General features: G+C 75.0%; 15 protein-coding genes and 1 pseudogene. 13 read left to right on the top strand and 3 right to left on the bottom strand.

The window, feature by feature from the left end; all coding sequences use genetic code 11:
- The 7 genes from KSNIM_RS11980 to KSNIM_RS11950 all read left to right on the top strand — a co-directional run bounded on the left by KSNIM_RS11980 (position 1) and on the right by KSNIM_RS11950 (position 7,533).
- Complete coding sequence (locus KSNIM_RS11980) at positions 1–915, top strand: SCO1860 family LAETG-anchored protein (RefSeq protein ID WP_263103225.1); 915 nt, start codon at positions 1–3, stop codon at positions 913–915.
- A 183-nt stretch (positions 916–1,098) separates the two neighbouring features.
- Positions 1,099–2,121, top strand: coding sequence for a glutamine synthetase GlnII (gene glnII, locus KSNIM_RS11975; RefSeq protein WP_263103224.1), 1,023 nt, complete (start codon positions 1,099–1,101; stop codon positions 2,119–2,121).
- 104 nt (positions 2,122–2,225) lie between these two features.
- The gene (locus KSNIM_RS11970) at positions 2,226–3,410 is read left to right on the top strand and encodes a M48 family metalloprotease (protein WP_263103223.1); all 1,185 of its coding nucleotides are present in this window, start codon (positions 2,226–2,228) and stop codon (positions 3,408–3,410) included.
- A gap of 95 nt (positions 3,411–3,505) precedes the next feature.
- On the top strand, positions 3,506–4,240 hold the full coding sequence (locus tag KSNIM_RS11965) for a polyprenol monophosphomannose synthase (protein ID WP_263103222.1): 735 nt from the start codon (positions 3,506–3,508) through the stop codon (positions 4,238–4,240).
- Between the two features lie 195 nt (positions 4,241–4,435).
- Positions 4,436–6,025: a D-alanyl-D-alanine carboxypeptidase/D-alanyl-D-alanine-endopeptidase gene (gene dacB / locus KSNIM_RS11960; RefSeq protein ID WP_263103221.1), complete on the top strand. Its 1,590-nt coding sequence runs from the start codon at positions 4,436–4,438 to the stop codon at positions 6,023–6,025.
- Between the two features lie 129 nt (positions 6,026–6,154).
- Positions 6,155–6,718, top strand: a complete 564-nt coding sequence (locus tag KSNIM_RS11955; RefSeq protein ID WP_263103220.1) for a hypothetical protein — start codon at positions 6,155–6,157, stop codon at positions 6,716–6,718.
- Positions 6,719–6,729: 11 nt separating this feature from the next.
- Complete coding sequence (locus tag KSNIM_RS11950) at positions 6,730–7,533, top strand: MOSC domain-containing protein (RefSeq protein WP_263103219.1); 804 nt, start codon at positions 6,730–6,732, stop codon at positions 7,531–7,533.
- Here the strand turns inward: KSNIM_RS11950 and cobC are convergent.
- A complete protein-coding gene (gene cobC / locus KSNIM_RS11945; RefSeq protein ID WP_263103218.1) occupies positions 7,520–9,037 on the bottom strand; it encodes an Rv2231c family pyridoxal phosphate-dependent protein CobC in 1,518 nt (505 codons plus the stop codon). The genes KSNIM_RS11950 and cobC overlap by 14 nt on opposite strands.
- A gap of 237 nt (positions 9,038–9,274) precedes the next feature.
- Between cobC and KSNIM_RS11940 the strand changes: the two genes are divergently transcribed.
- The 3 genes from KSNIM_RS11940 to KSNIM_RS11930 are packed head-to-tail and all read left to right on the top strand — an operon-like array spanning position 9,275 to position 12,572.
- Positions 9,275–10,171 carry an alkaline phosphatase family protein gene (locus KSNIM_RS11940; RefSeq protein ID WP_263103217.1) on the top strand — a complete coding sequence of 299 codons (897 nt, stop codon included), beginning with the start codon at positions 9,275–9,277 and terminating at the stop codon, positions 10,169–10,171.
- 5 nt (positions 10,172–10,176) lie between these two features.
- Entirely contained in the window at positions 10,177–11,553 is a 1,377-nt protein-coding gene (locus KSNIM_RS11935; RefSeq protein WP_263103216.1) for an MFS transporter, read from the top strand.
- Positions 11,550–12,572 (top strand): TolB family protein, encoded by a 1,023-nt coding sequence (locus tag KSNIM_RS11930; RefSeq protein WP_263103215.1) that lies wholly within the window; start codon positions 11,550–11,552, stop codon positions 12,570–12,572. The genes KSNIM_RS11935 and KSNIM_RS11930 overlap by 4 nt, the downstream gene beginning before the upstream one ends.
- A 23-nt stretch (positions 12,573–12,595) precedes the next feature.
- On the opposite strand, the gene KSNIM_RS11925 is transcribed toward KSNIM_RS11930, so the two are convergent.
- Complete coding sequence (locus tag KSNIM_RS11925; protein ID WP_263103214.1) at positions 12,596–12,808, bottom strand: hypothetical protein; 213 nt, start codon at positions 12,806–12,808, stop codon at positions 12,596–12,598.
- On the opposite strand from KSNIM_RS11925, the gene KSNIM_RS11920 reads away from it, so the two are divergent.
- A complete protein-coding gene (locus tag KSNIM_RS11920) occupies positions 12,739–13,389 on the top strand; it encodes a hypothetical protein (protein WP_263107917.1) in 651 nt (216 codons plus the stop codon). The two genes, KSNIM_RS11925 and KSNIM_RS11920, sit on opposite strands and share 70 nt — an antisense overlap.
- A gap of 7 nt (positions 13,390–13,396) precedes the next feature.
- Here KSNIM_RS11920 and KSNIM_RS11915 read toward each other — a convergent pair whose 3' ends face one another.
- Positions 13,397–13,987 (bottom strand): GbsR/MarR family transcriptional regulator, encoded by a 591-nt coding sequence (locus KSNIM_RS11915; RefSeq protein ID WP_411543692.1) that lies wholly within the window; start codon positions 13,985–13,987, stop codon positions 13,397–13,399.
- Between the two features lie 39 nt (positions 13,988–14,026).
- On the opposite strand from KSNIM_RS11915, the gene KSNIM_RS11910 reads away from it, so the two are divergent.
- Together KSNIM_RS11910 and KSNIM_RS11905 are read left to right on the top strand one after the other, a co-directional pair.
- Positions 14,027–14,959, top strand: a complete 933-nt coding sequence (locus KSNIM_RS11910; RefSeq protein WP_263103213.1) for an ABC transporter ATP-binding protein — start codon at positions 14,027–14,029, stop codon at positions 14,957–14,959.
- Positions 14,956–15,769 (top strand): annotated as a pseudogene (locus KSNIM_RS11905) (ABC transporter permease); the annotation flags it as partial. The gene KSNIM_RS11910 and the pseudogene KSNIM_RS11905, both read left to right, overlap by 4 nt.

Genomic DNA, 15,769 nt, shown 5'->3' with positions numbered 1-15,769 from the left:
ATGCCGTCCCGTTCTTCCGTCCGCGCCGCCGCCGCCTCGCTCGCCGCCTCCGCGCTCGCCGTCTCGCTGCCGGCCGCGGCGGCGCAGGCCGCCGGGCCCAAGGGGTCGGCGGGCAGTGCCCGGGCGGTCACCGCCGAGGTCGACCTGGAGGTGTCGCTGCTCGACAGGGCGGTGCGCGTCCCCGTCGAGGCCACCCTCAACAAGGTGCAGACGCCCGCCGAGCGGGACGCCTCGATGCTCACCGCCGCGGTGGACGGCGTCGACCGCGGCCGCCCGGTCACCCTGGTCAAGGCGGACGTGGGCCGTTCGGTCACGCACGCCGACGAGCACGGCACCTCGGCCTCCGTGACGCTCGCCGACGCGGACGTGCACGCCCCCGGCCTGCCCGGCACCACCCTGCTCGGCCTGCAGGCGCTCTCCGCCGAGGTGACCTGCCCGGCGGACGGGCAGCCGACCGCCAAGGTGACCTCCCCGCTGAAGCTGACCGTGCTGGGCCGTCCGGTCGGCGTGGGCCTGAACAGCCCGAGCCGGGTCGTGGTGCCCGCCGTCGGCACGGTGGAGGTGGAGTTCTCCAAGAAGACGGTCACCTCGGCGACCGCCGCCGCCTCCGCTCTGGAGGTGTCGGTCGACGTCAACCCGCTCGATCTCAATGTCGCCCGGGTGACGGGCAAGGTGACGGTGGCCTCCGTCTCCTGCGAGAAGCCCTCGCCGGCGCCGGTGGTCCAGACCTCCTCGCCCGCTCCGAAGCCCGCCGCGGCGAACCTGCCGGCCCCGGCCAGGCAGCCCGAGGCGCTCGCCTCCACCGGCAGCAGCGGCACCGGCACGCTGGTCGGCGGGGCGGCGACGCTGCTGGTCACGGGCGGTGCGGCGCTCTGGGCCACCCGTCGGCGGCGGGCCCACGCGCGCCGTCGCTGACCGCCCCCGGTGGACCAGCCGTCCCACCGGTGTGCCCACATCCCGAGACGTGCACTGTCCGAGGGTGAGCGTGCCGCCGCGGACGGTTGGTTCACATGGGCGTTACATAGGAGGAACAACCGGGAAACGGCGACTTGCAACGCTACGCGGGCACCCACCACCCAAGCAGTGAGGTTCACCGCAATGGCAATCAAGGCCGAGTACATCTGGATCGACGGCACCCAGCCGACCGCCAAGCTCCGTTCCAAGACTCGGGTGCTGCCGAACGCGGACAAGATCCCCACCTGGGGTTTCGACGGTTCCTCCACGAACCAGGCCGAGGGTCACGCCTCGGACCGGGTGCTCGAGCCGGTGAAGGTCGTCAAGGACCCGATCCGCGGCGGTGACAACATCCTGGTGCTGTGCGAGGTCTTCGAGATCGACGGCACCCCGCACGTGTCCAACACCCGTGCGAAGCTCCGCCCGATCGCCGAGCAGTACGCCGCTCAGGAGTCGATCTTCGGCATCGAGCAGGAGTACACCTTCTTCAAGGGCTCCCGCCCGCTCGGCTTCCCCGAGGGCGGCTACCCGGCCCCGCAGGGCGGCTACTACTGCGGCGTGGGTGCCGAGGAGGTCTTCGGCCGCGAGATCGTCGAGCTGCACCTCGACCGCTGCCTGGACGCCGGCCTCGCGATCTGCGGCATCAACGCCGAGGTCATGCCCGGCCAGTGGGAGTTCCAGATCGGCCCGGTCGACGCGCTGACCGTCTCGGACGACATGTGGATCGCCCGCTACCTGCTCTACCGCACCGCCGAGGAGTTCGGCATCGACGCCACCCTGGACGCCAAGCCGGCCCGTGGCGACTGGAACGGCGCGGGTGCGCACACCAACTTCTCCACCAAGGCGATGCGCGAGGGCTACGACGCGATCATCACCGCCTGCGAGTCGCTCGGCGCCTCTCAGGAGAAGGTGCTGGAGCACGTCAACCAGTACGGCGAGGACATCCAGTCCCGCCTCACCGGCAAGCACGAGACCGCCCCGTGGAACGTCTACTCCTACGGCGTCTCGAACCGCGGTGCCTCCGTCCGCATCCCGTGGCAGGTCGAGGTGGAGCAGAAGGGCTACATCGAGGACCGTCGCCCGAACGCGAACGTCGACCCCTACGTCGTCACCCGCCTCCTGATCAACACCTGCTGCGAGGCCCTGGAGAAGGCCGGCCAGGTCTGATCCGCGCTCCCCGGAGCTCCTGCCCGCCGCTCCCTCCGCACCGCGGAGGCGAGCGGCGGGTGCTTTCCGTACCTGCCGCGCACGGCCTTCCGTAGGGTGGTGCCATGGTGGACGACTCCGACGTGGACGACCCCGACGTGGACGACCCCGACTTCACGCCCGAGCAGGTGGCCCGCGGCCGTGCCCTGCGGCGCGCCCAGGTGCCGTGGCTGCTCGGCGGTGCGCTCACCGCGCTCGCCCTGACGCTGGTGCTGGGCCTCACCCCGGCCGGTGCCGGGCTGGTGACCTGGGCGGGCGGCCTGTTCGGCGGCTCGCGCACCGCCGAGGTGCTGGGCGGTGCGGCGGCGCTGGCGCTGCTCGGCCAGGCCATCCGGATGCCGTTCGGGGCCCGGATCAGGGCCGTCCGCGCCCGCTACGGCCTGGTCACCCAGGGCTGGGGCGGCTGGGCCCTGGACGCGCTGCGCGGCCTCGGCCTCGGACTCGCGCTGTTCCTGCCCGCCGCGCTCGGCCTGTACGCCCTCACCGGCCGCTCCCCGGACCGCTGGTGGATCCCCGGCGCCCTCCTCGCCGCACTGCTGGTGACGGCCCTGTCCTTCCTGCACCCGCTGCTGATCGAACCGGTCTTCAACCGCTTCTCGCCGATGCCGGCCGGCCCGCTGCGGGACGCCCTGCTGGGCCTCGCGGACCGGGACGGCGTCCGGGTGCGGGACGTCCTCGTCGCCGACGCCTCGCGCCGCACCACCGCCCTCAACGCCTATGTCTCGGGCCTCGGTTCGACCCGCCGGATCGTCGCCTACGACACTCTGCTGAAGACCGCCGAGCCGCGCGAGGTGGAACTCGTCGTCGCCCACGAACTCGGCCATGTGAAGCACCGGGACGTGCTGACCGGCACCCTGCTCGGCGCGGCCGGGGCCGCCGTCGCCACCGTGCTGATCGGGCTGGCGGCGAACTGGCAGCCGCTGCTGGACGCGGCGGGAGCCGACAGCGCCGCCGACCCCCGCTCGCTGCCGCTGCTGGCCGCCCTGGCCGCGCTGATCGGCTCCGCGACCGGCCCGCTGCAGGCCGCCGCCAGCCGCCGGATCGAGGCCCGCGCCGACCGGCACGCCCTCGAACTCACCGACGACCCGGAGCAGTTCATCGCGATGCAGCGGCGCCTCGCGGTGGCCAACGTGTCCGACGTCGATCCGCCGCGGCTGCTCGTGCTGCTCTTCGGCACCCACCCCAGTGCCACCCGCCGCATCGCCGCCGCCCGCGCCTGGCGTCCGGCGGCCGCAACGCCGGGCGCCTGAGGCCGAGGTGGCCGACCGCGATGCGGGCGGGGCCGGTGTCCGGCCGTAGACTCACCGGAGCCGTCACGGAACGTATCGAACAAGGAATCTGATTCATGGTGGACAGCTCCCCCAAGGTCGTCGTCGTCGTACCCACGTACAACGAGCGGGAGAACCTGCCGGTCATCGTCGGCCTCATCGCCGACCTGGGGATGCCGAACCTGCACGTGCTGGTCGTCGACGACAACTCGCCGGATGGCACCGGCGAGGTCGCCGACAAGCTGGCCGCCGACTCGCCCGGTACCGTCGGCGTGCTGCACCGCACCGAGAAGGACGGCCTCGGCCGCGCCTACATCGCCGGCATGACCAGGGCGCTCGACGAGGGCGCCGACGTGGTCGTGCAGATGGACGCCGACCTGTCGCACCCCACCGCCGTCGTCCCCGTCATGATCGAGACCCTGCTGTCCGGCGACGCCGCGGTGGTGCTCGGCTCCCGCTACGTGCCCGGCGGCTCGACCGCGGCCGAGTGGCCGTGGCACCGCAAGGCGCTCTCCGCCTGGGCGAACTTCTACGTCAACGCGATCCTGCGGCTGCACGTCAAGGACGCCACCGCCGGCTTCAAGGCGTGGAAGGCGGACACCCTGCGGGCGATCGACCTGCAGTCGGTCCACAGCAACGGCTACTCCTTCCAGGTCGAGATGAACCACCGCACCGTCCGCCGCGGTCTGCGGATCGCCGAGGTGCCGATCCGCTTCGAGGAGCGGGTCAAGGGGGCCTCCAAGATGAGCTTCGGCGTGCAGATGGAGTCGGCGCTCGCGCCGTGGAAGCTGCTGTTCGCCAAGCGCGGCTGACCGTCCGGCACCCGGCGGGACCGTCCGCGGTCCCGCCGGAGGCCGGGTGGGGGCCGATCGGACCAACCGGGAGCCCGTCGGGGTGACGTGTCGTCACCGACCGGCGCGCTGACCGGCGTCGGCCGGTACACGCGTTCCTATTCTGCGACGTCAGGCCCGGTGCGACCGGCTTCCGACTCCCGAACGGTTGAACGCATGCGAGTGAAGACCCGGAGCTGGCGGGTGTGGGTCGGCATCGGCGCCGCGCTGATCGGCGTCACCGCGACCACCGGTGCGGCCGCCCCGCCGAAGGCCCCGCGCCAGGACCTCGGCCCCGCGATCAGCGCGATCCTGGACCAGCCCAGGTACCAGCACTCCCAGTGGGGCATCCTGGAACAGGACCCGCAGACCGGCCGGACGATCCACGACCTGCAGGGCGGCAAGTTCTTCATCCCCGGCTCGGTCGCCAAGCTGATGAGCGTCTCCGGCACCTGGGACACCCTCGGCGGCGACCACCGGTTCACCACCCCGGTCAACGCCCTCGGCAGCCGCTCCGGCTCCGTCCTCACCGGCAACCTCGCGATGGTCGCGCAGGGCGACCTCACCATGGGCGGGCGGACCGCGCCGGACGGCCAGGTCTCCTACACGCCCGTCGACCACACCTACGCCAACGACGTCCCGGGCGCCACCCTCACCCCGGAGGACCCGCTGGCCGGCCTCGACTCCATTGCGGAGCAGATCCGGTCGGCCGGCATCACCCAGGTCCGCGGCAACGTCGTCGTCGACCCGCGGCTCTTCACCGCCGAGCCGCCGCTCGACCCACTGCCCACGCCGATGATCGTCAACGACAACGTCATCGACCTGCTCACCACCCCGACCGCCCCCGGCCGGGCCGCCCAGCTGTTCTGGCGGCCGCAGGTCGCCCCGTACCAGGTCACCTCGAACGTGCGGACCGTCGCCGCCGGCGGCACCACCGACATCCAGGTCTCCGCCAACCCCGACGGCACCCGGATCACCCTCTCCGGCACCATCGCCGCCGACGCCGACCCGGTGCTGCGGATCTCGCACGTCCAGGACCCGAACGCCTTCGCCCGCACCGCCCTGATCGAGGCGCTCGCGCGGGCCGGCGTCACCGTCGCCGCCCGGCCGGTCGGGCCCAACCCGGTGGACCTGCTGCCGGCCTCCTACCCCGCCGGCTCCCGGGTCGCCGCCTACGTCTCCCCGCCGTTCGAGCAGTACGCCCGGCTCATCCTCAAGGTCAGCCACAACCTCGGTGCCAACCTCGGGATCTGCCTGATGGCCGTCGCCGCCGGCAGCCACGACTGCGCGGACGGCTTCCCCGTCCTACGGGCCTTCCTGGAGCGGGCCGGCGTCGACCTCACCCAGGTCCAGCTCGCCGACGGCCGCGGCGGCGACCCCGTCGACCGGATCACGCCCGTCGCCGTCAACCAGATCCTCGCGTACTGGCTGCGCACCCCCGAGGCCGACACCTTCCGCAACGCCCTGCCGATCCTCGGCGTCGACGGCACCCTCGCCGACAACTGCACCGACTGCCCGGCCAAGGGCAAGGTCTGGGCGAAGACCGGCACCGTCGCCGGCTTCGACTACCTCAACCAGCAGTTCGCCGTCGGCGCGGAGACCGTCGCCGGCTACCTGGACGCGGGCAACGGCCGGCTCCACACCTTCTTCGCCGGCGTCAACAACACCCAGGCCGCCGACTTCGACGACTTCCTGGAGGTCATCGACGACGTCACGAACGTCGCCGCGCTCCTCCAGCAGCAGGCCGCCCGCCACCCGCACCACTGACGGGCCGCCACCACCGGGGCGCGGACGGCACGGCCGTCCGCGCCCCGCGGCGTGCCCGCCGAAACCCGGTGGCCGGGCGGCACCGCGCCCGACCACAATGCGCGGAAGGACCGCGTCGGGGGAGGGGCCGTGGAACAACCGGGGGACGACGGGCGGCCGTTGCTGCTGCTGGACGTGGACGGGCCGCTCAACCCCTACCGGGCGAAGCCGCAGCGCCGCCCCGAGGGCTACCTCACCCACCGGGTCAAGCCCGCCTCCTGGCTGGAACGGCACCGCGGGACGCCGCCCGCGTACGTGAAGCCGCTGCGGCTGTGGCTCAACCCGGAGCACGGGCCCGCCCTGCTCGCCCTGCCGTACCGGCTGGTCTGGTGCACCACCTGGCAGGACGAGGCCAACGACTGGATCGGGCCGCCGATCGGCCTGCCCCGGCTGCCCTTCGTCCCCTGGCCGCGGATGCACCACGGCGACCCCGACGGGCTGCACTGGAAGACCCGCCAGCTGACCGAGTGGGCCGCCGGACGCCCGTTCGCCTGGGTGGACGACGAGATCGAACCGCAGGACACCGCCTGGATCGCGGCGCACCACCCCGCCCCGGCCCTGACCCTGCCCGTCGACCACCGGCACGGCCTGCGGGCCGCGGACTTCGCCGCCCTCGCCCGCTGGGCCGAGGACCTCCCGGCGGCCGGGCGGTGACCGTCGGGACGGTGCGCAGCCTGCACCGCCACCCGCTGAAGTCCGCGCTCGGCGAGGAGATCGCCCTCGCCCGGGTCACCGAGCGCGGCCTCGACGGCGACCGGGTCCGCGCCCTGCTCGACACCGCCACCGGCCGCCTGGTCAGTGCCAAGAACCCGCGGCTGTGGCGCGCCCTGCTCACCGTCGCCGCCCGCACCACCCCGCACGGGATCCGCCTGCTCGCCGCCGACGGGCGGGAGTTGGACGAGGCCGGGCTCACCGCTCTGCTCGGCCGCGAGGTGCGGGCCGTCGACGCGCCGCCGCCCGGTGCCGAGCTGGAACGCAGCGTCCCCGAGGCGGTGCTCGACCGGGGTGTGGAGGTCGACGTCCCGTCCACCGTGCACGCCTTCGGCGGCGCGGCGCCGCCCGGGACGTTCTTCGACTTCGCGCCCGTCCACCTGGTCAGCACCGCGACGCTGGCGGCCCTCGGTGCGGACACCGGCGGCGGCGGGCCCGCCGAGGCGGCCCGCTACCGGCCCAACCTGGTGGTCGACACCCCGGGGGAGCGGGGCTTCCCGGAGAACGGCTGGGTCGGCCGCGAGCTGCTGATCGGCGACGCCGTCCGGCTGGAGGTGCTGGCGGCGACCCCGCGCTGCGCCGTTCCGACGCTGGCGCACGGCGCGCTGCCGCGGGACCCGGAGGCGCTGCGTGCGGCGGCCCGGCTCAACCGGGTGGAGCCGCTGCCCGGCATGGGGCCGATGCCCTGTGCCGGGGTGTACGCGCGGGTGCTGGCGGGCGGCAGCGTCCGCCGGGGGGATGCCGTCAGCCTGCGGTGACCGGGGCGCCGACGGCGGCGGACAGCGCGGCGAGGAAACGGTCGCTGGTGGCCCCGTCCCGGACGGCGATCCGCAGCCAGTCCGGCCCGAGGCCGGGGAAGGTGTCGCCGCGCCGCACCGCGAACCCGGCCTCCCGCAGCCGCTCCCGCACCGCGGCCGCGCCGGCGAGCTCCGCCAGCAGGAAGGAGGACGCCGGGACGCCGTGCACCCGGACCCCGGGGACACCGCGCAGGCCCTCCAGCAGGTGCGACCGGTGGGCGGCCAGGGTGCGGGCGGCCTCCTCGGCCTCGGCGAGCGCGGCCGGCGCCGAACAGGCCTCGGCGGCGGCCAGCGCCGGGGTGGAGACCGGCCAGAGCGGCTGGGCGGCGGCGAGTTCGGCGATCAGCTCCGCCGGGCCGAGCACGTAGCCGATCCGCAGCCCGGCCAGGCCCCAGGTCTTGGTGAGGCTGCGCAGCACGACCACCCGGCCCGGCAGGCCGCGCACCCCGGCGAGGGCCGCGCTCTCGCCCGGGACGGTGTCCATGAAGGCCTCGTCGACGACCAGGGTGCGGCCGGGGCGGGCGAGCGCGGCCACGTCCTCGGCCGGGTGCAGCACGGAGGTGGGGTTGGTGGGGTTGCCGATCACCACCAGGTCGGCCTCCTCGGGTACCGCGCCGGAGGTCAGCCGGAAGCCGTCCTCGGCGCGCAGCACCGCCCGGTGCACGGTGTGTCCGGCGTCCCGCAGTGCGGCCTCCGGTTCGGTGAACTGCGGGTGGACCACACAGACGTGACGTGCCGTCAGTGTGCGGGCGAGCAGGACGAAGGCCTCGGCGGCGCCGGCGGTGAGCAGCACCTCGCCGACCGGGCGGCCGTGCCGGGCGGCGACGGCGGCGCGGGCGGCGGCCGGGTCCGGGTAGGCGGCGAGGTCGCCGAGGGTGGCGGCGAGCCGGTCGCGCAGCCAGCCGGGAGGGGTGCCGGTGCGGACGTTGACGGCGAGGTCGACCAGGCCGGCGGCGCGGACCTCCGCGTCGCCGTGGTGCCGGAGGTCGAAGTCGGTGCTCATCGCGGTGTTCTCCCGAGGGGTCGCGGGGCGGTCGGGGCTGCCCGGGTGTCCGGTCCGGCCGGCGCCGGCCGGGGCGGCCGCGCGGCGGGCGATTGCGACCGTGGCCGTCCGGGACGCCGTCTTGGGCACCACCAGGCGCCCGCCGGGGGCCTCGGCCAGGGCGGCGGCCTCGGCGACTCCGGGGGTGCCGAGGGCGGCGCGGACGGCCGCGGAGGGGTTCGGTACGGGCACCGCGGCGAGCACGGCCGCCGGGTGCGCGGTCAGCGGGACCCCGAGGATCCGGGCGGCCTCGCACAGTCCGGGCTCGGCCGCCCTGGCCTCGACGGTGGCCAGCAGCACGAGCTCCGTGCGGTCGAGACCGGCGCCGGCCAGCGCCTCGTCGAGCAACGCCAGGACGGCGTCGGCCGGGGTGCCGGGGCGGGCGCCGACACCGGCGACCAGCGGGCCGTCCAGCTCCACCACCGTGCCTCCGCAACCCCTCCGACCTGCCGGAAATCCCACCACGGGCGCGACGGGCGGGTCAATCGCGGCGGGTGTGAGATGGGACGTACCGGCGTCGGGTGCTGTTCTTCCGTTCTTCACTTCCCAGGCGCGGCCCCGGCCACCGGCCCCCGCCTAGGGTTTGGCCGCTCGACCGGTCGCAGTACGCAGCACCCCCGTTCCACCCCGTCAACTGCCGCCCCTCGTACGGAGGACAGCATGACCGCCGCTCGGACCCCGAAGCGCAACCGGCGCACCTTCACCGCCCTCGCGGGCGCCGTGGCAATGGCCGCCGGATCGCTCGGCATCTGGGCCGTCACCGGCGCCACCGCCCAGGCCGCCACCCTCCCCACCCCCGACCACGTCGTGGTCGTGGTGATGGAGAACCACGCCTACTCGCAGGTCATCGGCAGCTCCAGCGCGCCGTACCTGAACAACACCCTGAAGGCCGGCGGGGCCAACCTGACCCAGTCCTACGGCCTCACCCACCCCAGCGAGCCCAACTACTACCAGCTGTTCTCGGGCTCCAACCAGGGCCGCACCGACGACAGCTGCGTCACCGTCGGCTCGATCTCGGCGCCGAACCTCGCCTCCGAGCTGATCGCCGCCGGCCAGACCTGGGCGAGCTACAACGAGGGCCTGCCCAGCCAGGGTTCGACCGTCTGCAGCAACAGCGCGACCAAGTACGCGCAGAAGCACAACCCGTGGTTCGGCTTCTCCAACGTGCCGACCTCGACCGCGAAGACCATGACCCAGTTCCCGACCGACTACACCACCCTGCCCAAGGTGTCGTTCGTGGTGCCGAACCTGTGCAGCGACATGCACGACTGCTCGGTCTCCACCGGCGACACCTGGATCCAGAACAACCTGGGCGCCTACGCGACCTGGGCGAAGACCCACAACAGCATGCTCGTGGTGACCTTCGACGAGGACAACAAGCTCTCCGGCAACCGCATCCCGACGATCCTCTACGGCGAGCACGTCGCCGCCGGCAGCTCTACCGCCACCACCTACAACCACTACAACGTGCTGCGCACCCTGGAGGACCTGGCCGGCCTGACCAGCCACGCGGGCAACGCCGCGACCGCCTCCGACATCACCGGCATCTGGAACTGACGCCCGTGTACCTCGCGGACTCCCGCAGCACCAAGGCCACCGCCGCCGGGGCCGGCAGCACCACGGTCGGCAGCGACGACGCCGACAGCGCCGCGAGCCGCAGCACCGATCCGGCCGCCGTCCCGGGCATCCGCCCGGGGCGGCGCGCCGCCGCGGTGCCCGGCACCGTCCTGGCCCTGGGCACGGTCAGCCTGATCACCGACGTCTCCTCGGAGATGGTCAGCGCGGTGCTGCCGCTGTACGTGGTCGCCGGACTCGGGCTCTCCCCGCTCGGCTTCGGCCTGCTCGACGGCGTACACAACGGCGTCGGCGCGCTCGTCCGACTGGTCGGCGGGCACGCCGCGGACCGCGGCCGGGGCCGGCACAAGGCCGTCGCCGCGATCGGCTACGGCCTGTCCGCGGTCTGCAAGCCGCTGCTGCTGCTCGTCCACACCCTGCCGCTGCTCAGCGCGGTGCTGGCGGTCGACCGCACCGGCAAGGGGTTGCGGACCGCCCCGCGCGACGCCCTGATCTCGCTGGCCACCGCACCCGAGCACCGCGGGCGGGCGTTCGGCGTGCACCGCGCCATGGACACCACCGGCGCGCTGCTCGGCCCGCTGGTCGCCTTCGCCCTGCTCCGGCTCGCCACCGACGGCTACGACGCGGTCTTCGCCGTCTCCGCCTGCATCGCCGCCCTCGGTGTGCTGGTGCTGCTGCTCTTCGTCCCCGGCCGTACCGCCGCCGCCCCCGCCGACGGGCCGCGCCCCGCCCTGCGCGACTCGCTGGCCCTGCTGCGGCTGCCCGCGCTGCGGCGGCTCACCCTGGCCGCCGTCCTGCTCGGACTGACCACCGTCAGCGACTCCTTCCTGTACCTGCTGCTGCAGCGCCGGCTCGAGCTGCCGGCGCACCTCTTCCCGCTGCTGCCGCTCGGCACCGCGGCCGCCTTCCTGCTGCTGGCCGTGCCGCTCGGCATGGCCGCGGACCGGATCGGCCGCCGCCGGCTCTTCCTGTTCGGCCACCTGGTGCTGCTCGCCGGGTACGGGCTGCTGCTCGCCCCGCTGCACGCCTGGTGGGCGGCGCCGGTCGTGCTGCTGCTGCACGGCTCGTTCTACGCGGCGACCGACGGCGTGCTGGCCGCGGCCGCCTCCGCGACCGTGCCCGCCGAGCAGCAGGGCGCCGGGCTCGCCCTGGTCGGCACCGGACAGACGCTGGCCCGTTTCGGCTGCTCGCTGGCGTTCGGCGCCGGCTGGACCCTGTGGGGCGGGCAGTCCGTGCTGGCGGTCGCCGCCGCCGCCCTCGCCGTCGCCGCCGCGGCGGCGACCCTGCTGATCCGCACCCCCGACTCCCCCCACAGCCCCGACTCCGCCCGTTGGGGCGGCACCACCGAGGAGCACCCCGCATGACGCGCACCACCCGCCTGCTGACCCTGCTGGCCGCCGTCCTGCTGCTCGGGGCGGTCGGCACGGTGGCGGTGCTGCACGCCGCCGACCGCTCCGGCCGCAAGGACCGGGAGCAGGCGGGCGGGCCCGTGATCACCCCCGGGCCGGTCTCTCTCGCCCCGGACGGTTCCCGCCGGCTGCTGTTCCGCTCCACCGCCTGGGGGCCGCACCGTGACGAGATCACCGCGGTGCCCGCCGACCGGCCGGACGGCCCGCGGACCGCCTCCGGTGTCACGTGCCTGCGGTTCCATGCCGCCGCGGGCACCGGCATCTGCCTGCAGGGCGAGCAGGAGGGGCTGGGCGACCGCTACACCGCGGTCGTCCTCGACGCGGGCCTGCACGAGCTCAGGCGGTACCCGGCGGCGGGCATCCCCACCCGCTCCCGGGTCTCGCCCTCCGGCCGCCTGGCCGCCTGGACGGTCTTCGTCAGCGGCGACTCGTACGCGGGCACCGACTTCTCCACCCGCACCTCGATCGTCGACACCCGCGGCTGGACCCTGTACGACAACCTGGAGGCCTTCACCGTCCTCGACGGCGGCAGGCCGCTGAAGGCGCCCGACACCAACATCTGGGGCGTCACCTTCGCCGACGACAACGGCTTCTACGCCACCGTCGCCACCGGCGGGAGGACCTACCTCGTCCGCGGCGACCTCGGTGCCCGGACGCTCACCACCCTGCACCAGAACGTGGAGTGCCCCTCGCTGTCGCCGGACGGCACCCGCGTCGCCTACAAGAAGCGGGTGGCCGGCGCCTCCCCGGACGCCCCGTGGCGGCTGTACGTGCTCGACCTGGCCACCATGACCGAGACCGCCACCGCCGAGCAGCGCACCATCGACGACCAGGCGCTCTGGGCCGACGGCCACACCCTGGTCTACGCCCTGGCCGGCGACTACGGCGCCGACCTCTGGACCGTCCCCGCCGACGGCACCGGCGGCCCCGCCGTCCTCACCCGCTCCGCGGTGGCCCCGGCCTACCTCGGCTGAGCCGGCGTCACCCCGTCCGGGTGTCACCCCGTCGGCAGCCGCCAGTCCAGCAGTGACGCCGCCGCCCGGACGGCCGCCCGCTCGGGCAGCCGGCCGACCGCGGCGAGGAAGGCGTCCCGCAGGGCGACCGCCGGGGGGCGGCCCGCAGTGCGACCAGCCGGCCGACCTGGCGGGAGCGGGCCGCGACGGTGGTGGTGCGGGGCAGCCGGGAGGGTGGCGGCGCGTTCGTGCACCACGACCTGAGTACGCCGCGCGCCGCCCTGATCGCCGACACCGTCATCGCCCTGATCGCCGACCGCGGCCTGCGCGGCCTCACCCACCGCGCCGTCGACGAAGCCGCCGGGCTGCCGGCCGGCTCCGCCTCCAACCACGCCCGTACCCGGGCCGCCCTGCTGGCGCTCGCGCTCACCCGGATCGCCGACCTGGAGACCGCCGGGTCCGGGTCGGCGGCCGCCGACCCGGACCGGCCACCGCGCGACCTGCTGCTCGACGGGGTCGCCTCCGGGGTGCACGGGGCGCTGACCGGCGGCCTGCCGCTCACCCTGGCCCGGCTGGACTCGCCCTGGAGGCCACCCGGCGCCCCGAGCTGCGGGCCGTCTACGACCGGCTGGGTGCGGGTTTCGCGGAGAGGGCCGCGGCGCTGCTGGCCGCCGCCGGCTCGCGCGACCCGGCCGGGGACGCCCGGCGGCTGGTCCGCTGGTGCGAGGGCGTGATCTTCCATGCGGCGGCGGGGGCGGGCCGCAGGTCCGGAGCCCCGGGCCCGCAGGACCTGAGGGTCGAGGCCGCCCGCTACCTGGACGCGCTGCTGCCGTCCTGAGCCCGCGTCAGAGCGCGCCGGCGTCCTGGGCCTGCGTCAGGGCCGCACGCAGCTGCTCACGCCGGTCGTGCCAGCGGCCGAGCAGGGCCGGCAGCTCCTCGCGCATGAAGCCGAAGAAGGCCAGCGACTCGGCCAGCCGGGCCCCGGCCGGGGTATCCGGGCCGAGCGCCTCGATGCCCTCGCGCAGGCTCGACTCCCAGCGGACGAGCTCCCGGTCGCGGTGGACGGAGGCCTCGTACCAGGCGTCGTCGTGCACCCGGTAGCGGTCCCGGCGGGAGCCCGCCTCGCGTTCGCGGGTGACCAGGTTGACCTGGCCGAGGAAGCGCACCGCGCCGGACACCGCGGCGGGGCTGATCTGCAGCGCCTCGGCGAGCTCGGCGGCGGTCAGCCGGCCGGAGTCGCTGGCGAGCAGGGCGGTGAAGACCCGGGCGGGCATCCGCGGGAAGCCCGCATCCGCCATCACCGCGGCGAAGCGCTCCACGAAGGCCCCGACCGCCGCGCCGTCCCGTTCCACCGCGCCGCCTCCCGCCTCCGTGCCACGACCGTTCGGACCATCATCGGGGACCGGTCGGCCCTTGCGGAAATCCACTGAATTCATGAACTTCACGAATCTGTGAATCGAGAGTACCGTCGAGCCATGACGACCGCCATCTCGGTGACCGGCCTGGTCAAGGACTTCGGCCGGACGCGCGCCCTGGACGGGCTGGACCTCACCGTCACCCGCGGCGAGGTGCACGGCTTCCTCGGCCCGAACGGCTCCGGCAAGTCGACCACCATCCGCGTCCTGCTCGGCCTGCTGCGCGCCGACGCCGGCACCGTGCGGCTGCTCGACGGCGACCCGTGGCGGGACGCCGTCGAACTGCACCGCCGCCTCGCCTACGTGCCGGGCGACGTCACCCTCTGGCGGAACCTCTCCGGCGGCGAGGCCATCGACCTGCTCGGCCGGCTCCGCGGCGGCCTCGACCCGGCCCGCCGCGCCGACCTGCTGGAACGGTTCGAGCTCGACCCCACCAAGAAGGGCCGCACCTACTCCAAGGGCAACCGCCAGAAGGTCGCCCTGGTCGCCGCGCTGGCCTCCGACGCCGAACTGCTCGTCCTGGACGAACCCACCTCCGGCCTCGACCCGCTGATGGAGGAGGTCTTCCGCAGCTGCATCGCCGAGGAACGCGACCGCGGCCGCACCGTGCTGCTCTCCAGCCACATCCTGTCCGAGGTCGAGGCGCTCTGCGACCGCGTCAGCATCATCCGCGCCGGCCGCACCGTGGAGACCGGCACCCTGGCCGAGCTGCGACACCTCACCCGCACCGCCATCGACGCCGAACTCGCCGGCCCATCGCCCGAACTGACCGGCGTGCACGACCTCGTGACGGACGGCCGGCGGCTCCGCTGCCAGGTCGACGCGGACCGGCTCGACGAGGTGCTGCGCGCCCTGACCGCCGTCGGCGTGCGCAGCCTCACCAGCCGGCCGCCCACCCTGGAGGAGCTGTTCCTGCGCCACTACGAACAACCCGGCGGCCGGCCCGGCAAGCAGCCCGGCGACCAGGCTCCCGACCCGGCGGTGGCCCGGTGAACACCCTCGCCGGGACCCCCGTCCTGCTGCGCCTGGCGCTGCGCCGCGACCGCATCGTGCTGCCCGCCTGGGTCTACGTGCTGGCCGCCTCGGTCGTCTCCACCGCCGTCTCCTTCCGCTCGCTGTACGACACCGAGGGCGCCAGGCTCCGCTTCGCCGCGGGCATCGCCGCCAACACCTCGCTGCGCGCCCTGTACGGCCCGCTGCACGACGCGTCCACCATCGGCGGACTGACGGCCTGGCGGATGGGCGTCTTCGGCGCCGTGCTGGCCGGCCTGATGAGCACCCTGCTGGTCGTCCGGCACACCCGGGCCGAGGAGGAGGACGGCCGGCTCGAACTCGTCGGCGCCGGCGCGGTCGGCCGCCGTGCGCCGCTCACCGCCGCGCTGCTCGCCGCCGCCACCGCCGACCTGGTGCTCGCCGGGCTCGTCGCCGGCTGCCTCGCAGCCACCGGGGAGTCCCCGGCGGGCTCGATCGCCTTCGGACTCGCCCTCGGCGGCTGCGGCCTGGTCTTCGCCGGCACCGCCGCGGTCACCGCCCAGGTCGCCGGCACCGCCCGCGCCGCCAACGGCCTGGCCGGCGCACTGCTCGGCACCGCATTCGTGCTGCGCGCCGTCGGCGACGCCGGCCCGGCCTGGGTGGGCTGGCTCTCGCCGATCGGCTGGGCCGAACAGGTCCGCCCCTTCGCCGGGGACCGCTGGTGGGCGCTGCTGCTGCCCGCGGTCGGCACCGCCCTCGCCGTCACGGCCGCCTACGCCCTGGTCGCCCGGCGCGACCTCGGCGCCGGCCTGCTGCCGCAGCGTCCCGGCC

This window comes from Kitasatospora sp. DSM 101779 (assembly GCF_025655475.1).
GTDB lineage: Bacteria > Actinomycetota > Actinomycetes > Streptomycetales > Streptomycetaceae > Kitasatospora.
Note: the sequence above shows the minus strand (reverse complement) of the source record. Positions and strands in the feature narration are given on the sequence as shown.